This window comes from Streptomyces sp. NPDC048417 (assembly GCF_040651615.1).
Classification (GTDB): Bacteria; Actinomycetota; Actinomycetes; order Streptomycetales; family Streptomycetaceae; genus Streptomyces.
This window is the reverse complement of the sequence record NZ_JBEZKI010000006.1, coordinates 76,468-95,343: the sequence shown is the minus strand read 5'-3', so window position 1 is coordinate 95,343 and position 18,876 is coordinate 76,468. Positions and strand designations below refer to the sequence as shown.

Below are 18,876 nucleotides of genomic sequence, written 5' to 3'. Positions count from 1 at the left end.
GAGTAAGTACGGCCGATAAGGACATATCGGACCGTGTTCATCATCACGTCAATGAGTCGGGGAGAAGCGGGAGTTCGCCACGGCTCGGCGGCGGACGTCCGGGCGGAAACGGCAGTTCAACGCCCGTCCCCGCCGAGCACCAGCACCTGGATCGCCAGCACGGCCGCCCCGCGCGCCCAGTCGTGGAAGTCGGAGACCTTGGTCTCCAGGCCGATCGGCGCCGCGAGCGGATGCCGGTGGGCGGTGACGGTGTCCCGCACCGTGTCCCCGGCCACCTCCATCAGGCCGACCCCTTCCCCGGCGAGCAGGATCTTCTGCGGCATGGCGAAGTTGGCGATGTGCGCGAGCAGGGTGCCCAGCGCCCGGCCTGCCTCGCCGATCACCCGCGCGGCCATCGGCTCGCCCTTCGCGGCGCGGGCGAGGATCTCCTCGTAGGACGCGTCGTGGCCGGTGGCGGCCCGGATCTGGTAGCGGATGCTGGGGATGGTGAGCAGCGACACGGCGCTGCCGCGCTCGCCCTGCGGGGTCAGCGGGCCCTGCGGGTCGATGATCCAGTGCCGGCCGAAGCCCCGGTCCTCCTCGGCGTACGGCACCCGCCGGCCGCCGAGCACCAGCCCGTAGCCGATACCGGCGCCGATGGTCAGGACCACGAACCGGTCGAGTCCCCGGCCGGCGCCGAACCAGGTCTCGGCCTCGACCAGGGCGGCCACGTCGTTCTCCACCACGACCGGCAGCCCGGTGCGCCGCCGCACCAGCTCGGCCAGCGGGACGTCACGCCAGCGCAGGTACGGCGACTCGCCGACCACCGCGTGCTCGCGCACGAACCCGCCGACGCCGATGCCGATGCCCGCGACGGCGGGGTGCCGGGCGGTCAGCTCCGCGGCCATCCGGGCCAGCAGATCGGCGACCTCCTCGGGGTCGTGGCTGGTGAGCGGCCGGTCGAGGCGGGCGACGATGTCGCTGCGCAGGGTGGTGACCACGCCGTAGACGGTCTCGTCGGTGACCTTGAAGCCGAGGAAGAAGCGGGACTCGGCGACCACGTCCAGCGGCTGCGAGGGGCGGCCCTGGCGCGCCTCGGCGGGGGCGCCCGCCCAGGGGGCCTCGACGAGCAGCCCGGCCTCGATGAGCGGCTTGCTGAGGCGGGTGAGGCTGCCCTGGGAGAGTTTCAGCCGACGGGCCAGCTCGGTGCGCGACAGCGGGCCGTGGACGAGCACCTCGATCGCCACGGAGCGCTCCGCGGGGCTCAGCGGCCGCCAGTCGGACACGGCATCCCTTTTCTTCCGGAACTAAAGTAACCCGGCCACCCTATCGTGCGCCGGGTGCGCCGCAGAAGCGCCCTCCTGACGTCCCTCCTACTTCCTTCCGCCCCTTGACGGCGAGATTCTTCCGAAGCAAAAGTAACCACCATGACTTTCTCACTCGGCATCGTCGGCGCCGGCCAGTTCTCCGGCCAGTTCGCCACGCTGTTCCAGGCCCATCCCGGCGTCGGCGACGTGTACGTCACCGATCTGCTGCCCGAGCGGGCGGAGCGGCTCGCCGCCGCCCAGAAGCTGGCGGGGACCTTCCCGTCGTACGAGGCGATGCTGGAGTCGGCGGACGTCGACGCGGTGGCGATCTTCACCCAGCGCTGGACGCACGGCCCGCTGGTCCTGGCGGGCCTGAACGCCGGCAAGCACGTGTACTCGGCGGTCCCCATGGCGATCACCACCGAGGAGATCGCGGCGATCATCGACGCGGTCAAGGCGACCGGCCTGACGTACATGATGGGCGAGACCAGCCAGTACAACCCGGCGACCGTGCACGCCCGCAACCAGATCGCCGAGGGCGCCTTCGGGCGGCTGTTCTACGCCGAGGGCGACTACGTCCACGACATGGACCTGGGCTTCTACGACGCGTACCGCTACAGCGGCGGCGAGAACTGGAAGGCGACCGCCAGCTATCCCCCGCTGCTCTACCCGACCCACGCGGTGGGCGGGGTGCTCGGCGCCTGGCAGACGCACGCGGTGAGCGTGTCGGCGATCGGGGTGGTGGACGACCGCGGCGACGGCGTCTTCGACAAGGACGTCAGTCAGTTCGGCAACGACGTGTCCAACGCCACCGCGCTGTTCGAGGTCGCGGGCGGCGGGTCGTTCCGTACGAACGAGTTCCGGCGGGTGGGCTATCCCTCGCACATCCGCGAATCGCGCTTCCGGTTCTTCGGGACCGAGGCCAGCATGGAACAGCTGGCGACGGTGGCGCTGTGGCAGGACAAGAAGGGCGTGAAGGACATCAGCGAGTTCCTCGAGCCCAAGCCCACCATGTCGCCCGACGACCCCTCGCTCCAGCACATCGCGCCGGAGCTGCGGGCCGCCTTCACCTCCGGGTCGGCGCCGGTGCACGACCGGGAGCGGCTGCCGCGGGAGTTCGACACGCTGCACAACGGGCACGAGGGCAGCCACCACTTCCTGGTCGACGACTTCGTGACGGCCGTCAACACGCGCGGCCTGCCGACGGTCAACGCATGGGTCGCCGCCCGCTACACCCTGCCGGGCATCATCGCGCACGAGTCGGCGCGGCAGGGCGGGGCCAGGCTGGAGATCCCGGACTTCGGGGACGCCCCGCAGAGCTGAGTGGGACGCCGGCCGCGGCCGGGTGCCGTCAGGTGCCCGGCTTGCGGCCGTACACGTAGACGTCGTCGCCGTTCTTCAGCAGGGACCAGTACTTCTTGGCGTCCTTCGTGGTCATGTTGACGCAGCCGTGCGAGCCCGGCGGGTTCCACATGCTGAGACCCACCGAGTGGAAGGCCTGGCCGCCGTCGAAGAACTGGCTGTAGGGCATCGGCACGTTGTAGACGGACGAGACGTGGTCGATGTCACGCCAGTAGATCTTCTTCAGACCGGTCCGGGTCTCGTACCCGTTGCGGCCGGTCCGGACCGGCACCGGGCCGTAGACCAGCTTGTTGCCGTCCTGGACCCAGCTCAGCTGGAGCGTGAGGTTCACGCAGGCGATGCGCCCCTTGTTGGTGGGGCACTTGCCGTCCTTGTTCGGCTTGTCGCCGACGGCCTTCTGCTTGTTCATCAGGTCCATCACGCCCCAGGTGACGGGACCGGCGTAGCCGATGTCGGGCGTGATGCCGTGCTTGTCCTGGAAGGCCTTGATCGCCTTGCAGTCGGCGGCGGACTGCTTGCCGTCCACCGGCCGGCCCAGGAACTTCTCCACCTGCTTCTGGTACGGCCCCGCCTGCGTGGTGCAGCCGGCGGCCTGTGCCGGGGCGGAGGTGAGGGCGAGCGTGAGCGGTGCCACGAGCCCGGTGACGCCGAGTACGACGGCACCTCGTCTGCGTATGTCCCCCATGTGAAGTCTGTCTCCTTCCTGTGTCCTGCGATCTCGTCGCCTTAGACCGGCCGATCGAGGGCATTGGTTGTAGCACCGGCCAGGCTGTGACGAAACGGTTAACTTCGGCGTCGGGGGCGCGGGCGGCCTAGGCTGCCGTCCATGCACCGCATGCTTGCCGACGATCTCGCCCGGTTCCCCGAACTCCTGCGGTCGGCCCGTGACGTGGCCGCGCGGGCGCTGGCCGGGCTGGACGAGCGGCCGGTGGCCGCGCTCGGCCCCGTACCCGCGCGGGCGGCGCTGCCCGAGCGGGGGGAGGGCGGGGAGGGCGCGCTGGCCCGGTTCACCGAGCGGTGGGCGCCGGGTCTGTCCGCCTCGGCCGGGCCACGCTACCTCGGTTTCGTCACCGGCGGTGTGACGCCCGCCTCCCTCACCGGCGACTGGCTGACCTCGGCCTACGACCAGAACGCGGCCGGGGCCGTGGGTTCCTGGGGTACCGCCATGGAGCGCGAGACGGTGGCCTGGCTGGCCGAGCTGTTCGGGCTCGGCGAGGCGCACAGCGGGGCGTTCGTGACCGGGGCGACGATGTCCAACACGGTCGGTCTGGCGATCGCCCGGGAGTGGCTCGGGGAGCGGCTGGGGGTGGACGTCTCCCGGGCGGGTTCGGCCGCCCTCGGCCCGGTCGACGTGCTCTCCGGCAGCCCGCACTCCAGCGTCGGCAAGGCGCTGTCGGTGCTCGGCATCGGGCGGGACCGGCTGCGGCCGGTGCCGCTGCTGCCCGGCAACCGGGAGGCGGTGGACGTGACCGCGCTCGACGCGGCGCTGGCCGCGCTGGACGGGCGGCCGGCGATCGTCGTCGCCAACGCCGGCACGGTGAACACCGTCGACTTCGACGACCTGCGGGCGATCGCCGCGCTGAAGGACCGGTACGACTTCTGGCTGCACGTCGACGCCGCGTTCGGCGCGTTCGCCGCCCTCTCCCCCGCCCACGCCCCGCTGGTCGCCGGTCTCGACGCGGCCGACTCGGTCTGCGTGGACCTGCACAAGTGGCTGAACGTCCCCTACGACGCGGCCGTGCAGTTCACCCGCCGCCGTGACCTCCAGGTGGCCGTCTTCCACAACGAGTCCCCCTATCTGGGCCCGCCCACCGGCGAACCGGACTTCCTGCACCTCACCCCGGAGACCTCCCGCCGGCTGCGGGCGCTGCCGGCCTGGTTCTCCCTGACGGCGTACGGCCGTGCCGGGTACCGCGAGATCGTCGAGCGCAACGTCGCCGAGGCCCGGCGCCTCGGCTCGGGCATCGACGCCCTCCCGGGCCTGTGCCTGCTGGCCCCGGTCCGGCTCAACGTGGTCTGTTTCACCCTCGCCGAGAACCCGACGCAGGAGCGGGTGGACGCCCTGGCCCGGGCCCTCTCCGCGTCCGGGGAGACGTTCCTCACCCCGACGGTGTACGGCGGGGTGCCCGCGCTGCGGGCCGCGTTCAGCAACTGGCGGACCACCGAGGACGACACCCGGCGGGTGCTGGCCGCGGTCGCGACTGCGTCAACGGCCCTGTGACGGCGCATGCCGGGCCTCCCGGTGCGGCCGCAGTGCCGCGTGGAAGCCGCTGTGGACGGCGGTGAGGCCGCCGTCGACGCGCAGGGTGGTGCCGGTGATCCAGGCGGCGTCACGGGAGGCGAGGAAGGCGACGGCCGCGGCGACGTCCTCCGGCTCCCCGACCCGGCCGAGGGGGTAGAGCGGCCGGAGGGCGTCGAGTTCGTCCTCGCGTCCCGCCCACGCCGAGGTGCGGACCGTGCCCGGCTCCACCAGGTTCACCCGGACCCCGCGCGCGGCCGCGTGCCCGGCCAGGGTGCGGGTCAGCGAGCCGAGGCCGGCCTTGGCCGCGCTGTAGGCGTGGTTGCCGAAGTCTGCCCCGGCGTTGACGGAGCCGATGCTGACGACGGCGCCCCGGCCGGAGTCCGCCAGGTGCGGCAGGGCGGCCCGGCAGCAGCGGTGCACGCCGGTGAGGGTGATGTCCAGGTCGAGGTCCCAGCCGTCGTCCGGCTGGTCCTCGAAGAGCGGGACGTCCGGGGTGCAGTGCGCCGCGCAGTTCACCAGCACGTCGAGTCCGCCGAAGGAGCCGACGGCACGGTCGACGGCGGCCGCCACGGAGTCCCCGTCGGCCACGTCGCAGCCGAACGCCTCGACGGCCAGCCCCTGTTCGCGCAGCGCGGCCGCCGTCCGCTCGGCCTCGGACAGGTCCCGGTCGGTCGCCAGCACCCGTGCGCCCTCCTCGGCCAGCCGCCGGGCGACGGCCGCGCCGATGCCGCGGGCCGCGCCCGTGACGAGAACCCCGTGTCCCGCAAAGCGATTGAGTCCGGTCATGGCACGACCGTACGGGCGGAAGGATCAACAGGACAGATAGCGTGCGGCCATGTCCGCGTTCTTGCAGCAACTCCCCGCTCTCATAGGCGTCGTGATCGGCGCGCTCGGCTCGTATCTCGCCGTGGTGCGGGGTGATCGGGCGCGGTTCCGGCGGGAGCAGGAGGCGCGCTGGGAGGAGCGGCGGCTGGCGGTGTACACCGACTACGCGCGGGCGCTGAAGAAATCGGTGAACCTCGCCTACCGCGTCGCCGCCCATCTCGGCAACGACCCGCATCCGCACCCGATCTCGCCGGCCGAGGCCGAGTCGCAGCTGGCGGCGGCCACCGACGGCCGCGACCCGGCCGGGGAGGCGCTGATCATGCTGGGCAGCCGGGAGGTGGTCGAGCGGGCACGGGAGTGGGTGACCACGGTGATGGCCATGGAGCGGTTCATGCGCGCGGGGACGGTCGACCCGGACGCCTGGCAGGACCTGCTGGCTCGGCAGCGGGCCTGCCGCGAGCGCTACTACACCGCCGTACGCGAGGATCTCGCGCTGCCTCCGGGGCACCCGGCGCTCTGGCCGACGCGGGCGGTGTCCGACGGGTGAGGGGCGTGCCGGTTCCGCGGTGGCCGGTGGCGGGATTTCCGCGGAAGCCTGACATCCCCTGTGGTCTTTTCCTGGCGGCTGCCGTCCGCCCGGACGGGTCAGTGCCCTCGGGTGATCCACTCCTCCAGATGGGGGGCCTCGGCGCCGATGGTGGTCGACTCGCCGTGTCCGGTCAGGACCTTCGTCTCCGGCGGGAGGGTGAGCAGCCTGTCCCGGACGGAGTCGATGATCGTCGGGAAGTGGGAGTACGACCGTCCGGTGGCGCCGGGGCCACCCTGGAAGAGGGTGTCACCGGTGAAGACGACGGCCAGGCCGGGCTCGTGGAGGCAGACGGCGCCGGGCGCGTGGCCGGGTGTGTGCAGCACGGTCAGGTCGGCGCCGGCCGCCTCGATGACGAGCCCGTCGGTCAGATGGTTGTCGGGGTCGCGGTCGGGGTGGGTGAGCTTCCACAGCGGCAGGTCGTCGGGGTGCAGCCAGATCTTGGCGCCGGTCAGGTCCGCGAGGGCGGGGGCGGCGTCGATGTGGTCGTTGTGGGCGTGGGTGCACACGATCGCCTTCAGTACGCGGTCGTCGACCGCCTCGGCGATGGCCTCGGCATCGTGGGCGGCGTCGATGACGATCACTTCGCGCTCGTCGCCGATGATCCATACGTTGTTCTCGACGTCCCAGGTGCCGCCGTCGAGGGTGAACTGTCCGGAGGTGACGAGGCGTTCGATGCGCGTGGTCATCAGAGCAGCACCACCGAACGCAGCACGTCGCCCTGGTGCATCCGGTCGAAGGCCTTCTCCACCTCGTCGAGCTGGATGGTCTCGGTGACGAAGGCGTCCAGCGGCAGCCGGCCCTGGAGGTGCAGGTCGATCAGCACGGGGAAGTCCCGGGAGGGCAGGCAGTCGCCGTACCAGCTGGACTTGAGCGCCCCACCGCGGCCGAAGACGTCGAGGAGCGGCAGTTCGAGTTTCATCTCGGGGGTCGGTACGCCGACGAGCACCACCGTGCCGGCGAGGTCGCGGGCGTAGAAGGCCTGCCGGTAGGTCTCCGGGCGGCCGACCGCCTCGATGACGACGTCGGCGCCGAAGCCGCCGGTCAGCTCGCGGATCGCCTCGACGGGGTCGCCTCCGCGCGAGTTGACCGTGTGGGTGGCGCCGAGAGTACGTGCCGTCTCCAGCTTCCGGTCGTCGATGTCGACGGCGATGATCTTCGCGGCGCCCGCCAGCCGGGCCCCGGCGATCGCCGCGTCGCCGACCCCGCCGCAGCCGATCACGGCGACCGAGTCACCCCGGCCGACGTTGCCCGTGTTGATCGCGGCGCCGATGCCGGCCATCACCCCGCAGCCGAGCAGTCCGGCGACGGCCGGGGAGACGGCCGGGTCGACCTTGGTGCACTGTCCGGCGGCGACCAGCGTCTTCTCCGCGAAGGCGCCGATACCCAGCGCCGGGGACAGCTCCTGTCCGGTCGAGGCGAGGGTCATCTTCTGCTCGGCGTTGTGGGTGTTGAAGCAGTACCAGGGGCGGCCGCGCAGACAGGCCCGGCAGTTCCCGCACACGGCACGCCAGTTGAGGATCACGAAGTCCCCGGGCGCCACCTCCGTGACACCCTCGCCGACCGACTCCACCACTCCGGCGGCCTCGTGACCGAGCAGGAACGGGAACTCGTCGTTGATTCCACCCTGTTTGTAGTGCAGGTCGGTGTGACAGACCCCGCAGGCCTGTACCTGTACGACGGCTTCGCCGGGCCCGGGGTCCGGCACCACGATCGTCTCGACCCGCACCGGCTCGTCCTTGCCCGGTGCGATCACGCCGCGTACTTCCTGCGCCATGGACCTGACCCTTTCGTCGCTCTGCTGACGTGCCTGTCTTCCGACCCTACGCGTGACCGATCGGTAACGGCACGGAGCACGTCGATCGTTGCGGATCTTTCCGATGCGGATACCCCCCGGGGGTGATGCGACCGGGATCGAGGACAGAGTGCCGGCGTATGGCCGACGCGGCCGGCCCTTCAGCTGCCCGGTGGCCCCGCCGTCCGCCCCGCCGGGCGCGCCCCGCGGGTGGTGGGCCGGGAAGGCCTGGTCCGCTGCACCGCCGGTGTGCCGGTCCTCGCCGGGCCGGGGCTCGGGCGGCGCACCCGGGCCGGCCGCTGCCGGCGGCCGGCCCGGCGGACCTGGCCGCGGCCCTGGCGAAGATCGGTTCCGCCCGTGGGTGACCGGGCCCGGGGCCGGGGTCGCCCGACGTAGCCTTGGTGCGCCGCCCACCGCCCGGACGAGGAGCACCGTGACCACCGCAGACGCAGTTCCGCCGCGACGGACGGGAGACCGGACCGGTCCGTCTGCGTTCCGGCTGCTCCTCTCCTATGTACGGCCGCACCGCTGGGCCCTGTTGACCGGTGCGGTGCTCTCGCTGCTGACCGGGGGGACCGGGCTGCTGCTGCCGCTGGTGGCACGGGGGTTGATCGACGACCTGTCCCACGACCGTTCCATCACCGGGAAGCTGCTCGCGATGGCGGGTCTGGTGGTCACCAACACCGTGGTCGGCGCCCTGGGTTCGTATGTGCTGCGGCGCACCGCCGAGTCGGTGGTGCTCGGGGCACGGCGCACCCTGTCGTCGTACCTGCTGCGGCTGCGGATCACCGCCGTGGACCGGACCGAACCCGGTGACCTGATGGCGCGGATCACCTCGGACACCACCCTGCTGCGCGAGGTCACCACCGACTCCCTGGTCGCGCTCGGCACCGGCGGGCTCACCCTGGTCGCCACCGTGGTGATGATGGGCGTGGTCGACCCAGTGCTCCTGGGCGTCACGCTCGCGGTGATCGCCGCGACCGGCATGGTGCTGGGCGCGATCGTGCCGCGCATCAACCGGGCGAGCCGGCGGGCGCAGGACGCGGTCGGGGTGATGGGGGCCTCGCTGGAGCGGGTGCTGGGCGCGCTGCGCACCGTGAAGGCGTCGGGCGCCGAGCACCGCGAGGAGCGGGCGCTGCACGAGGCCGCCGAGGAGTCCTGGCGGCAGAGCGTGCGGGCCGCCAAATGGTCGGCCGCGGCGGGCAACACGGCGGGGCTCGCGATGCAGCTGGCGTTCATCACGGTCCTCGCGGTGGGCGGAGCAAGGGTGGCGACGGGCGCGATCGGCGTCGGCACCCTGGTCGCCTTCCTCCTGTACGTCTTCTATCTGATGTCGCCGATCCAGCAGGTCGTCGGCGCGATCACGCAGTACCAGACCGGTGCCGGCGCGCTCGCCCGGATCCAGGAGGCGCTCCGGCTGCCCGCCGAACCCCCTTCCGCGCCCGCCGAGTTGCCGTCCGCCGGCGCCGAACCGGCCACCGTCACCTTCACCGACGTCCGCTTCCGCTACGCCGACGACCTGCCGTACGTCCACCACGGAGTGAGCTTCGCGATACCCGCCCGGGGCATGACGGCGTTCGTCGGTCCGTCCGGCGCGGGCAAGACCACCGTCTTCTCGCTGATCGAGCGGTTCTACGACCCGGAGTCCGGCACGATCACCCTCGACGGCCGCCCGCTCACCGACTGGGAACTGCCCCTGCTGCGCTCGGCCATCGGATACGTCGAGCAGGACGCGCCCGTGCTGTCGGGGTCGCTCAGGGACAACCTGCTCCTCGGCAATCCGGAGGCGGACGAGGACACGGTGACGCGGGTGCTCAAGACGACCCGGCTGGACGGTCTGGTGGCGCGGCTGCCGCAGGGCCTGCAGACGCTGGTCGGGCACCGCGGGACCAAGCTGTCCGGCGGGGAGCGGCAACGGGTCGCGATCGCGCGGGCGTTGCTGCGCCGGCCCCGGCTGTTGCTCCTGGACGAGGCGACCTCGCAGCTGGACGCGGTGAACGAGGCGGCTCTCAGGGACACGGTCGCCGATGTGGCGCGGTCGACGACGGTGCTGGTGGTCGCGCACCGCTTGTCGACGGTGACGATGGCCGACCGGATCGTGGTGATGGACGCGGGCCAGGTCCGCGCGGTGGGCACGCACCGGGAGCTGGTGGCGGCGGATCCGCTGTACGCGGAGCTGGCGGCGACGCAGTTCCTGGCCGCCGAACACTGAGCACCCGGCACCTGGCCGCCGAGCCACCGGATACGGCGGAGGGCCGCCCCTTTCCGGGACGGCCCTCGGAGAACGGCCGGGGGTCAGTACTCGATGCCCGGCACCAGCCCCATGGCGGGCGCGGCCAGATCGGTGATCTGGTGCAGTTCGCCCAGCTTGTGGAGTCCGTTCAATCCCTGGACCTGCTCCGAGACCGTGGGGATCTCGTCCTTGTACTCCGCCGGGATGTCACTGCGGGCCAGCGAGTCGAGCACGCCGAGCGGGCTGAGCTTCCCGGGGTGCTGCGCGCCCGCGTCGGCCGCGTTCGCCAGCGGCGCGGCGAGGCCGGTGACCCCGACCGCGAGGCCGACGGCGGCGACGATACGTCGTGTTGAGATCATGTCTCCAGCAACGGCCCGGGCGTCCGGCCGGACACGGGCAGCCGGTCCCCCTCACCCGTCAGGCGGAGCGCCCGGCCTGCGCTTGCCGAGCCCGGCGGGTCGGAGGAGGCTCGAAGGTGGGGCTCTGGCGGCCCGCTCCGCATCGGGTCGCGGGCTCCCGCAGGAGGTCACCATGGGCACCGCGACAGGCTCCACGTTCGACACCGAGACACTGCGCCGGGCCGTGGAGGGAAACACAGGGAACACCCTGCTGGCGCTCTACGCGGACGACGCGGAGATCCGTATCGTCGACCGCACCGCCCAGCCCAGCCATCCCAAGGTCCTGCACGGCCGCAGGGACATAGCCGCGATGCTGGACGACGTCTACAGCCGGGACATGACGCACAAGCTGGACCAGTGCATCGTGCAGGGCGACCGGGCCGCCTACAGCGAGTCCTGCGAGTACGCGGACGGCGCCCGGGTGCTCGCCGAGTCGATGATCACGCTGCGCGACGGAAAGATCACCGAACAGATCATGATCCAGGCATGGGACGAGTAGCCGGAAGGACCGCGAGGGTCCAGGTCAGCGCCCGGCTGACCTGGACCTTCTCGGCAGGGGCCGGGCTCGGGCAGCGCCGCCGCACGCGTCCGCGTACGTCCGTCATGCTGCTGCGGACGGCCCTGCGGGCGGCGCACCGCCGTGGGAAACGCTGAGTGTCTCGGTTACGCTGGGCGCGGGCCGTGACTGGCGCTGAGGTGGAGCACCACCGGGGAGCGGCCCGCACTGTCGATGCCGTGCGCCTGGGCGATCAAGGTCGAACCAGCTCAGGAGTGTGCCGCATGACCCCTGCCCGTCTCATGGACGGAACCGCCGTCGCCCGCCGGATCGTCGAGCAGACCGCACAGCGGGCCGCCGAGTTCACCGCACGCACCGGCACCACGCCGTGCCTGGCGACCGTGCTGGTCGGCGAGGACCCGGCCTCCGTCACCTACGTCCGGATGAAGCAGAACCGCAGCCGCAAGGCCGGTATCGCCTCCCGGCACGTGGCGCTGCCCGCCACCACGACCACCGAGGAACTCGTCGGCACCCTGCGGGAGTTGTCGGCCGACCCGGCGGTGCACGGCATCCTGTTGCAGCACCCGGTCGGCGAACACATCGACGAGCGGGCCGCGTTCGAGGCGATCGCGCCGGAGAAGGACGTGGACGGCGTGACCTTCGCGTCGTTCGCGACGATGAGCTTCGGCCTGCCGGGCTTCGTCTCCTGCACGCCCGGCGGCATCCTGCGCCTGCTCGACGCGTACGACGTGGACCCGGCCGGGAAGCGGGCGGTGGTCGTCGGCCGCAGCGCGATCCTGGGCAAGCCGGTCGGCATGCTGCTGCTCGCCCGCGACGCCACCGTCACCTACTGCCACTCTCGCACCGCCGACCTCTCGGCCGCCGTTCGCGAGGCCGACATCGTGGTCGCCGCCGTCGGCCGTCCCCGGCTGATCCGGGGCCAGGACATCAAGCCGGGGGCGGTCGTGCTCGACGCGGGCTACAACGAGGGGAACGTCGGTGACGTCGATTTCGACACCGCGATCGAACGGGCCTCGCTGATCACGCCGGTGCCGGGCGGGGTCGGCCCGATGACCATCGCCGTGCTGCTGGAGCAGACCGTCACCGCCGCCGCCCGGCAGTTCGGGGTGTGATCAGCGCATCCAGGCGCTGTAGTCCATGACGTCACCGGCCCGCACGCCGTACTCGGGATCGTCCCGGGTGAACGTGGTCTCCAGGCCGAGTACGGCACCGGTGGCCGGGTCCAGGATCAGCATCCGCCGGGCGCCCGAGGCCTCGTCGTGGACGTACGCCTGCCCGGTGCGGCCGAGCCGGTCGGTGACCTGGCCGAGCGGGCGCAGCCCCTTGGCGTCGGCGAGGAGTTCGGCCAGGGCCGCCGACTCCCGCGCGCCGAGCGTCCAGTTGTCGAGCAACTCGTCGGTGGCCTCCAGGAGCTCCGATGTCGTGAGGGTGTGGCCGTAGATCAGCTCGGTCAGGTAGGTGCGCAGTTTCGCCGGGTCGTGCGGGGGTGTGGCGAGCGGCGGGGCGTCGCCCCACATCGGCGGGAAGGTGCGCCGGCTGAGCACATGGCCGTCCTCGACCAGCCGCGGCCGGTCGCCGTCGTCGGTGAGGACCGGGCGGCCGGGGTGGGCCGGATCGGTCGCCACGACCAGCTCGGTGTGGCTGCCGTCGGCCGCCCAGCGCACCACCCTCTCCTCGGGCAGCGTGACCGGCGGCCTGCCGTCGCTCATGCCGAGGCTCCAGGACTGCACGTGGGTGCCCTGGCGCAGCGCCGGGGACCCGTCCTGGGCCGCCACGGCGGCCAGTTTCGCGACCTCGGCGAGCGGTACGGGGGTGGAGTGGACGCGGACGGCCAGCGGCCGGGGTGCGGCGACCGCGGGAGTGCCCGCGGAACCGCCGAGCAGCAGGGTCAGGGCGGTGGCGACGACGAGGGCCGCGGCGAGCGACCACAGCAGCCGCGGCCGGGTCCGGCGCCCGGGGTGGGGGGCGCCGTGCAGCAACCGGGAGAGGTGGCGTTCGGCGATGTGGTCCAGCGGGCCGTCGCCGAAGTGCGGGCCGGCGGCGGGCACGGGGTCGGCGGCGCGCAGCAGTTCGAGTTCGTCAGCCATGGCGGTGTCCCTCGGGAAGAGCCTCGGCGGCAGGGGGGCGCAGTCGGTCTATCTCGGCTCTTAGCCGACGGCGGGCGCGGTGCAGCCGCATCGCCGCCGCCCGGCTGCCGCAGCCCAGGGCGACCGCGACCTCGTCGACGCCGAGTTCCTCCCACGCGGTCAGCCGCAGTACCTCCTGGTCGGCCGGGGAGAGCCGGCCCAGTGCCTCGTGCACCCAGGAGCCGGGCCGCTCGCTGTCCGGGCCGGCCACGGTCTGCCGTCCGTGCGCGGTCTCGTCGTTGCCCAGCCGGTCCACCAGCCGGCGCCGGCGCCCGTATCCGCGTACCGCGTTGGCGAGGCAGTTGCGCGCCACGCCGTACAGCCAGGGCAGCGGGACCGCCGGCAGGTCGGCGCGGCGGCGCCAGGCCACCGTGAACACCTCCGCCACCACTTCCTCCACCTCGCTGGTCCGCCCGTCCAGTCGCCGCGCGACATAACGGCTGACCGCCCAGTAGTGCTCGCGATAGGCAGCGGCGAAGATCTCGTCGTTGCTCATGTTCGGTTCTTGTCCGGCACCTTCCCGATCGTCACACCCTTCTCGGTGACGCTCGTCGCACCAGTGAAGTGTGACCGGCTCGCCCGGCCCGGACACAGGCGGGGCATGAGGAACCTCAAGTGGCTCACGACCACGGATCACAAGACGATCGGCACGCTGTACCTGGTCACAGCGTTCTCGTTCTTCTGCGTCGGTGGCGTGATGGCCCTGTTCATGCGCGCCGAACTGGCCCGGCCAGGTCTGCAGATCATGTCGAACGAGCAGTTCAACCAGGCGTTCACGATGCACGGAACGATCATGCTGCTGATGTTCGCGACCCCGTTGTTCGCGGGCTTCGCGAACTGGATCATGCCGCTTCAGATCGGTGCGCCCGACGTCGCCTTCCCGCGCCTGAACATGCTGGCCTACTGGCTCTATCTGCTCGGCTCGACGATCGCGGTGGGCGGTTTCCTCACCCCGCAGGGCGCGGCCGACTTCGGCTGGTTCGCCTACGCCCCGCTGTCGGACGCGGTGCGCACGCCGGGCGTCGGCGCCGACATGTGGATCATGGGTCTGGCCTTCTCCGGCTTCGGCACCATCCTCGGCGCGGTCAACTTCATCACCACGATCATCTGCATGCGCGCCCCCGGCATGACCATGTTCCGGATGCCGATCTTCGTGTGGAACGTGCTGCTGACCGCCGTCCTGGTCCTGCTCGCCTTCCCGGTCCTGGCAGCGGCCCTGTTCGCGCTGGAGGCGGATCGGAAATTCGGGGCACATGTCTTCGACGCGGCCAACGGCGGAGCCCTGCTCTGGCAACACCTCTTCTGGTTCTTCGGCCATCCAGAGGTGTACATCATCGCCCTGCCGTTCTTCGGCATCATCTCCGAGGTCATCCCGGTCTTCTCCCGCAAGCCGATGTTCGGCTACCTGGGCCTGGTGGCCGCGACCATCGCGATCGCCGGCCTGTCGGTGACCGTGTGGGCGCACCACATGTACGTCACCGGCGGGGTGCTCCTCCCCTTCTTCTCCTTCATGACCTTCCTCATCGCGGTCCCGACCGGAGTGAAGTTCTTCAACTGGATCGGCACGATGTGGCAGGGCTCGCTGTCGTTCGAGACGCCCATGTTGTGGACACTGGGATTCCTGGTGACGTTCGTCTTCGGCGGTCTGACCGGCGTGATGCTCGCGTCGCCCCCGATCGACTTCCATGTCTCCGACACGTACTTCGTGGTGGCCCACTTCCACTACGTGGTCTTCGGCACGGTCGTCTTCGCGATGTTCGCCGGCTTCCACTTCTGGTGGCCCAAGTTCACCGGCAAGATGCTCGACGAGCGACTCGGCAAGATCACCTTCTGGACGCTGTTCATCGGCTTCCACGGCACGTTCCTGGTCCAGCACTGGCTGGGCGCGGAGGGCATGCAGCGCCGGATCCCCGACTACCTGGGGGTGGAGGGCTTCGCCACACTCAACACGGTCTCGACGATCTTCTCGTTCCTGCTGGGCTCGTCACTGCTCCCGTTCTTCTACAACGTGTGGAAGACGGCGAAGTACGGCGAGAAGGTCGAGGTGGACGACCCGTGGGGGTACGGGCGTTCCCTGGAGTGGGCGACGTCGTGCCCTCCCCCGCGCCACAACTTCGTGTCACTCCCCCAGATACGGAGCGAGTCACCGGCGTTCGACCTGCATCATCCCGGGGAGCCGCTGAAGGAAAGGGAGTTGAGCACGCGATGACCGCGCGGGAGGAGGAACGGGCGCTGATCGGCCAGATCGAGGGGCACCTGCTGCTGGCGGCGACTCGCGAAGAGGGCCGGAGGGCGGCGGCACGGCTCGCAGACCGCGTCGGCTGGCTCACGGATACCCAACGGGCCGACCTTGAGCGACATTACGAGACCGAGTACCTGGAACTGACGCGATCGTCCTGGCTCCGCACGACAGAACGCGGCGAGCAGCTGAGGCGTGAGTACGAGACGAGATATCAGTCCCTGCGCCAACGCCTCCTGGCCTGCTTCCTGCTGACCTGCGCCCTGCTGACGGCGACAACTCTGCTGACGCTGTCCGCATAGCGCCCGAAGGGGCGCGGGGCTGTGTCTGACATGCGGCTACCGCCGCGTGTGCGCGACCAGCCACAGTCCACCCGCGCCCGACGAACTACCGGCTCAACTCTGGCTCCACTGCTGGTTGGTCCCCCCAGTGCAGGCCCACAGCACCAGCGACGTCCCGTTACTGGTCGCCGCGTTGTACGCGTCCAGGCACAACCCGGCGTTGACGTTCGTGATCGTCCCGTCCGAGTTGACGTTCCACTTCTGGTTGTTCTGCCCGTTGCAGTCCCAGATCACGACCTTGGTGCCGTTGGTGGTGCCCTGGTTGTACGCGTCCAGGCACTTGTTGCCGTACACCACCAGCTCCTTGCGGGAGGTGTACGTCCAGGCCTGGTTCTGGCCGCCGTTGCAGTCCCAGATCTCGGCCTGGGTGCCGTTGGTGATGGTGTTGTTGTAGACGTCGGCACAGCGGCTGGACGCCTTGCCCACGAGGAGCGTGCCGTTGGTTCCGGGGATCGGGCTCACCGCGATCGAACCGAGTGTCGGAAGCGAACTCCCGGTGAAGGTCAGCGAGTTGCTCGATCCCTTGCTCAGGTCGACCTGCACGGACACGGTGCCCTGCGAGGACCCGGTCGGCGGGAAGGAGACCGTGGTGGCGGTCTGGCCGTTGACCTGGAGGGTGCCGGTGACGGCGGTGGAGCCGGTGTTGGTGTAGGCGACGTCGGCCACGTCCAGGCCGGTGCTCGCGGCGCTGACGCCGGTGTACTTGCCGGTGGAGGACGCGCTGTAACTCGTACTCGACGCCTCGGTGCCGCCGCTCACCTTCAGCATCACCGAGCCGCCGGCCGGGACGCTGGCCGTGTAACTCGTGGCGTACGAACCGAGGTTCGACTGCGCCCACAGGTCGCGGACCGTCGCGGAGGCGCCGGTCAGGCCGAGGTCGGACCAGCGGGCGGTGATGTTCGCGGCGGACGAGGTGCGGTTGAGCAGCACGACCGCCCGGTTGCCGGTGCCGGAGAGGACCTTGCCGTAGACCTGGAGGCCGGTGGTGTCCTCGGCGACCTTGACGCCCTGCAGGCCGCGCGGGTCCTGGTCGACGGCGACGACGTCGGAGTTCTTGAGGATGGCGGCCGTCTCACTGGTCATCGTGGTGAGGTCGTTGCCGGCCAGCAGCGGGGCGCCGGAGATCGCCCAGAGGGCCATGTGGGTGCGGTTCTGGGCCGCCGTGAGGCCGGTCATGCCGACCGTCAGCATGTCGGGGTCGTTGTAGTAGCCGGTGTGCTGGGCCGCCGGGTGCAGCGTCTGGTCGAAGTTGGACAGCACGCTCGCCTGCGACGCCGTGCCGCCGTAGTAGTAGATGTCGGTGCTGGTCCGCCACATGGTGCCGACGCCCGGTGCCCAGTTCCACGGGTTCTGGTAGCCCCAGTTGCAGATCGACAGGGTGAGCGGGCGGCCGGTGGCGGCGGTGGCCTTGGTGACCGCCGAGCTCAGCGACTTGTAGGCGGTCGCCGCGTCCAGGCCCTCGGCGTCGCCACCGCACCAGTCGACCTTCACGAAGTCGAAGCCCCACTCGGAGAACTGGAGCATGTCCTGGTCGTAGTGGCCCTCGCTGCCGGTGTTCGCGGCGGCGGGGCGGCCGGTCGGGTAGTAGTAGCCGCAGCCGTTGTAGCCCGCGTCGGTGTAGATGCCGGCCTTCAGGCCCTTGCTGTGGATGTAGTCGGCGATGGCGCTCATCCCGCCGGGCCACTCACCGGTGTCGACGGTGATGTTGCCGGCGCTGTCCCGGGTGCCCTGCCACCAGCCCTCGTCGATGTTGATGTACTGGTATCCGGCGGCCGGCAGTCCGGCCGCGACGAACGCGTCGACCTGCTGCTTGATGACGTCGTAGTCGATCTTCGCGGCGAAGCTGTTCCAGGAGGCCCAGCCCATCGGGGCGGTGGGCACGGAGATCTGCCGGGTCGTCGCCGCCTGGGCCGGTCCGGGGGCGGCGAAGAGGAGCGCGGCGGCAGCCGTCAGGGCCAGGGCGAGGGCGCGTACGGCGGTGGCCCACAGGTGACGTACGAGACCGCTGCCGGTCGAACGGGGCGGGGGATACATGCGGCTCCTCACGGGGGTGCACGAGGGTCTACGACTCCGTCATGTTCGAAATCACGGACAGAGATCGACCTTCCGAACATGTCGCGCCGACCGTAGAGCCGGTGGAGGGTGAAGTCAACGGATGTGACAGGGGTGAACTCGCCGTGCGCCACGGGCCGTTCACCTCATGTCGACCGCGCGCGCACCCGCCCTCGACCGGCTACCGGGCGCCGCCGGACGTCCAGTCCTCCGGCCGCAACATCCCCACCAGCAACCGCACCAGTTCCTCCACAACGTCATCCAGCGTCGCGTCCACCCACCCGGCACTCCAGTCGTGCAGCAACCCGTTCACGCTGCCGATGAAGGCCGTCGCCGCCAGCCGGTAGTCCCGCGGCGCCGCATCACCGCGCGCCACCGCCGCGTTCGCCTCGCCGCATATCAGCTCCACCCACCGCGCCCGCCGTGCGAGGCGCTGCTCCTCCAGCCGCGGACTGACGCCGATGATCTCGACGAAGGCGACCCGGATACGGCGCGGGTCCGAGGTGACGTCACGGGCGTACGCCCGGAAGAGCACCGTCACCCGCTCCACCAGCGGCCGCGGCTTCGCCTCCGGGAACGCGTCCCGCACCGCCGCCTCGGCCCACCCGTTGACCTCCAGGTGCAGCGCGGCGAGCACGTCCTCCAGCGCGTGGAACTCCTCGTAGAACTGCCGGGTCGACAGGCCGGCCGCCTGGCTGAGCGCGGCGACGGTCGTGGCGCGGTATCCCGGTGCGTCGCCGAAGAGCTGGAGCGCCGCGTCCAGGAAGCGCCGACGCCGCTCGGCCTTGCGTTCCTCGGCGGACCGGCCGCCGTAGCGTCCCGTCGGTGCCTTGAGCCTGCCCGGCAAGATTGCCCCCTCTGTCATCCGCCCGAT

19 protein-coding genes and 1 riboswitch are annotated in these 18,876 nt (G+C 71.2%); of the genes, 9 read left to right on the top strand and 10 right to left on the bottom strand.

Going from position 1 to position 18,876, the window contains the following annotated elements:
• Window positions 1-116 precede the first annotated feature (116 nt).
• Entirely contained in the window at window positions 117-1,265 is a 1,149-nt protein-coding gene (locus AB0D59_RS11480; protein WP_362563753.1) for an ROK family transcriptional regulator, read from the bottom strand.
• 141 nt (window positions 1,266-1,406) lie between these two features.
• On the opposite strand from AB0D59_RS11480, the gene AB0D59_RS11475 reads away from it, so the two are divergent.
• Complete coding sequence (locus AB0D59_RS11475) at window positions 1,407-2,609, top strand: Gfo/Idh/MocA family oxidoreductase (protein ID WP_362563750.1); 1,203 nt, start codon at window positions 1,407-1,409, stop codon at window positions 2,607-2,609.
• 28 nt (window positions 2,610-2,637) lie between these two features.
• On the opposite strand, the gene AB0D59_RS11470 is transcribed toward AB0D59_RS11475, so the two are convergent.
• A complete protein-coding gene (locus tag AB0D59_RS11470) occupies window positions 2,638-3,333 on the bottom strand; it encodes a L,D-transpeptidase family protein (protein WP_362563747.1) in 696 nt (231 codons plus the stop codon).
• Between the two features lie 141 nt (window positions 3,334-3,474).
• On the opposite strand from AB0D59_RS11470, the gene AB0D59_RS11465 reads away from it, so the two are divergent.
• A complete protein-coding gene (locus AB0D59_RS11465; protein WP_362563744.1) occupies window positions 3,475-4,869 on the top strand; it encodes a pyridoxal-dependent decarboxylase in 1,395 nt (464 codons plus the stop codon).
• Here the strand turns inward: AB0D59_RS11465 and AB0D59_RS11460 are convergent.
• Complete coding sequence (locus AB0D59_RS11460; protein WP_362563741.1) at window positions 4,855-5,676, bottom strand: SDR family NAD(P)-dependent oxidoreductase; 822 nt, start codon at window positions 5,674-5,676, stop codon at window positions 4,855-4,857. The genes AB0D59_RS11465 and AB0D59_RS11460 overlap by 15 nt on opposite strands.
• 49 nt (window positions 5,677-5,725) lie before the next feature.
• Here AB0D59_RS11460 and AB0D59_RS11455 point away from each other — a divergent pair, with 49 nt between their 5' ends.
• Window positions 5,726-6,262: a hypothetical protein gene (locus AB0D59_RS11455; protein WP_362563738.1), complete on the top strand. Its 537-nt coding sequence runs from the start codon at window positions 5,726-5,728 to the stop codon at window positions 6,260-6,262.
• A gap of 98 nt (window positions 6,263-6,360) precedes the next feature.
• Here the strand turns inward: AB0D59_RS11455 and AB0D59_RS11450 are convergent, their stop codons facing one another.
• Both AB0D59_RS11450 and AB0D59_RS11445 read right to left on the bottom strand, forming a co-directional pair.
• Window positions 6,361-6,990: an MBL fold metallo-hydrolase gene (locus AB0D59_RS11450; protein WP_362563736.1), complete on the bottom strand. Its 630-nt coding sequence runs from the start codon at window positions 6,988-6,990 to the stop codon at window positions 6,361-6,363.
• Window positions 6,990-8,078, bottom strand: coding sequence for an S-(hydroxymethyl)mycothiol dehydrogenase (locus tag AB0D59_RS11445; protein WP_362563733.1), 1,089 nt, complete (start codon window positions 8,076-8,078; stop codon window positions 6,990-6,992). The genes AB0D59_RS11450 and AB0D59_RS11445 overlap by 1 nt, the downstream gene beginning before the upstream one ends.
• Window positions 8,079-8,529: 451 nt before the next feature.
• On the opposite strand from AB0D59_RS11445, the gene AB0D59_RS11440 reads away from it, so the two are divergent.
• Window positions 8,530-10,308: an ABC transporter ATP-binding protein gene (locus tag AB0D59_RS11440; RefSeq protein WP_362563731.1), complete on the top strand. Its 1,779-nt coding sequence runs from the start codon at window positions 8,530-8,532 to the stop codon at window positions 10,306-10,308.
• Between the two features lie 83 nt (window positions 10,309-10,391).
• Here the strand turns inward: AB0D59_RS11440 and AB0D59_RS11435 are convergent, their stop codons facing one another.
• Window positions 10,392-10,688 carry a hypothetical protein gene (locus AB0D59_RS11435; RefSeq protein ID WP_362563728.1) on the bottom strand — a complete coding sequence of 99 codons (297 nt, stop codon included), beginning with the start codon at window positions 10,686-10,688 and terminating at the stop codon, window positions 10,392-10,394.
• A 172-nt stretch (window positions 10,689-10,860) separates the two neighbouring features.
• Between AB0D59_RS11435 and AB0D59_RS11430 the strand changes: the two genes are divergently transcribed.
• The 3 genes from AB0D59_RS11430 (at window position 10,861) to AB0D59_RS11420 (ending at window position 12,356) form a co-directional block, all read left to right on the top strand.
• Window positions 10,861-11,226: a nuclear transport factor 2 family protein gene (locus tag AB0D59_RS11430; protein ID WP_362563726.1), complete on the top strand. Its 366-nt coding sequence runs from the start codon at window positions 10,861-10,863 to the stop codon at window positions 11,224-11,226.
• Window positions 11,214-11,381: a hypothetical protein gene (locus AB0D59_RS11425; protein ID WP_362563723.1), complete on the top strand. Its 168-nt coding sequence runs from the start codon at window positions 11,214-11,216 to the stop codon at window positions 11,379-11,381. Before AB0D59_RS11430 ends, AB0D59_RS11425 begins: the two co-directional genes overlap by 13 nt.
• Before the next feature lie 17 nt (window positions 11,382-11,398).
• Window positions 11,399-11,481: riboswitch (ZMP/ZTP riboswitch) on the top strand.
• A 26-nt stretch (window positions 11,482-11,507) separates the two neighbouring features.
• Window positions 11,508-12,356, top strand: coding sequence for a bifunctional 5,10-methylenetetrahydrofolate dehydrogenase/5,10-methenyltetrahydrofolate cyclohydrolase (locus AB0D59_RS11420; protein ID WP_362563721.1), 849 nt, complete (start codon window positions 11,508-11,510; stop codon window positions 12,354-12,356).
• Here the strand turns inward: AB0D59_RS11420 and AB0D59_RS11415 are convergent, their stop codons facing one another.
• Together AB0D59_RS11415 and AB0D59_RS11410 are read right to left on the bottom strand one after the other, a co-directional pair.
• Window positions 12,357-13,331, bottom strand: a complete 975-nt coding sequence (locus AB0D59_RS11415) for a CU044_5270 family protein (RefSeq protein WP_362563718.1) — start codon at window positions 13,329-13,331, stop codon at window positions 12,357-12,359.
• A complete protein-coding gene (locus AB0D59_RS11410) occupies window positions 13,324-13,866 on the bottom strand; it encodes a sigma-70 family RNA polymerase sigma factor (protein ID WP_362563715.1) in 543 nt (180 codons plus the stop codon). The genes AB0D59_RS11415 and AB0D59_RS11410 overlap by 8 nt, the downstream gene beginning before the upstream one ends.
• A gap of 105 nt (window positions 13,867-13,971) precedes the next feature.
• Here AB0D59_RS11410 and ctaD point away from each other — a divergent pair, with 105 nt between their 5' ends.
• Both ctaD and AB0D59_RS11400 read left to right on the top strand, forming a co-directional pair.
• Window positions 13,972-15,579, top strand: a complete 1,608-nt coding sequence (ctaD, locus tag AB0D59_RS11405; protein ID WP_362563712.1) for a cytochrome c oxidase subunit I — start codon at window positions 13,972-13,974, stop codon at window positions 15,577-15,579.
• Window positions 15,576-15,911: a hypothetical protein gene (locus AB0D59_RS11400; protein ID WP_362563709.1), complete on the top strand. Its 336-nt coding sequence runs from the start codon at window positions 15,576-15,578 to the stop codon at window positions 15,909-15,911. The genes ctaD and AB0D59_RS11400 overlap by 4 nt, the downstream gene beginning before the upstream one ends.
• Window positions 15,912-16,004: 93 nt before the next feature.
• On the opposite strand, the gene AB0D59_RS11395 is transcribed toward AB0D59_RS11400, so the two are convergent.
• Both AB0D59_RS11395 and AB0D59_RS11390 read right to left on the bottom strand, forming a co-directional pair.
• A complete protein-coding gene (locus AB0D59_RS11395; RefSeq protein ID WP_362563706.1) occupies window positions 16,005-17,984 on the bottom strand; it encodes a ricin-type beta-trefoil lectin domain protein in 1,980 nt (659 codons plus the stop codon).
• Between the two features lie 199 nt (window positions 17,985-18,183).
• Window positions 18,184-18,849, bottom strand: a complete 666-nt coding sequence (locus AB0D59_RS11390) for a TetR/AcrR family transcriptional regulator (RefSeq protein ID WP_362563703.1) — start codon at window positions 18,847-18,849, stop codon at window positions 18,184-18,186.
• Between the last annotated feature and the right edge of the window lie 27 nt (window positions 18,850-18,876).

Excerpts from the sequence above, each read along its gene's own strand:
- AB0D59_RS11475 (WP_362563750.1), top strand. The coding sequence starts at position 1,407 with ATGACTTTCTCACTCGGCATCGTCGGCGCCGGCCAGTTCTCCGGCCAG.
- AB0D59_RS11470 (WP_362563747.1), bottom strand. The coding sequence starts at position 3,333 with ATGGGGGACATACGCAGACGAGGTGCCGTCGTACTCGGCGTCACCGGG.
- AB0D59_RS11465 (WP_362563744.1), top strand. The coding sequence starts at position 3,475 with ATGCACCGCATGCTTGCCGACGATCTCGCCCGGTTCCCCGAACTCCTG.
- AB0D59_RS11460 (WP_362563741.1), bottom strand. The coding sequence starts at position 5,676 with ATGACCGGACTCAATCGCTTTGCGGGACACGGGGTTCTCGTCACGGGC.
- AB0D59_RS11455 (WP_362563738.1), top strand. The coding sequence starts at position 5,726 with ATGTCCGCGTTCTTGCAGCAACTCCCCGCTCTCATAGGCGTCGTGATC.
- AB0D59_RS11450 (WP_362563736.1), bottom strand. The coding sequence starts at position 6,990 with ATGACCACGCGCATCGAACGCCTCGTCACCTCCGGACAGTTCACCCTC.
- AB0D59_RS11445 (WP_362563733.1), bottom strand. The coding sequence starts at position 8,078 with ATGGCGCAGGAAGTACGCGGCGTGATCGCACCGGGCAAGGACGAGCCG.
- AB0D59_RS11435 (WP_362563728.1), bottom strand. The coding sequence starts at position 10,688 with ATGATCTCAACACGACGTATCGTCGCCGCCGTCGGCCTCGCGGTCGGG.
- AB0D59_RS11430 (WP_362563726.1), top strand. The coding sequence starts at position 10,861 with ATGGGCACCGCGACAGGCTCCACGTTCGACACCGAGACACTGCGCCGG.
- AB0D59_RS11425 (WP_362563723.1), top strand. The coding sequence starts at position 11,214 with ATGGGACGAGTAGCCGGAAGGACCGCGAGGGTCCAGGTCAGCGCCCGG.
- AB0D59_RS11420 (WP_362563721.1), top strand. The coding sequence starts at position 11,508 with ATGACCCCTGCCCGTCTCATGGACGGAACCGCCGTCGCCCGCCGGATC.
- AB0D59_RS11415 (WP_362563718.1), bottom strand. The coding sequence starts at position 13,331 with ATGGCTGACGAACTCGAACTGCTGCGCGCCGCCGACCCCGTGCCCGCC.
- AB0D59_RS11410 (WP_362563715.1), bottom strand. The coding sequence starts at position 13,866 with ATGAGCAACGACGAGATCTTCGCCGCTGCCTATCGCGAGCACTACTGG.
- ctaD (WP_362563712.1), top strand. The coding sequence starts at position 13,972 with ATGAGGAACCTCAAGTGGCTCACGACCACGGATCACAAGACGATCGGC.
- AB0D59_RS11400 (WP_362563709.1), top strand. The coding sequence starts at position 15,576 with ATGACCGCGCGGGAGGAGGAACGGGCGCTGATCGGCCAGATCGAGGGG.
- AB0D59_RS11395 (WP_362563706.1), bottom strand. The coding sequence starts at position 17,984 with ATGTATCCCCCGCCCCGTTCGACCGGCAGCGGTCTCGTACGTCACCTG.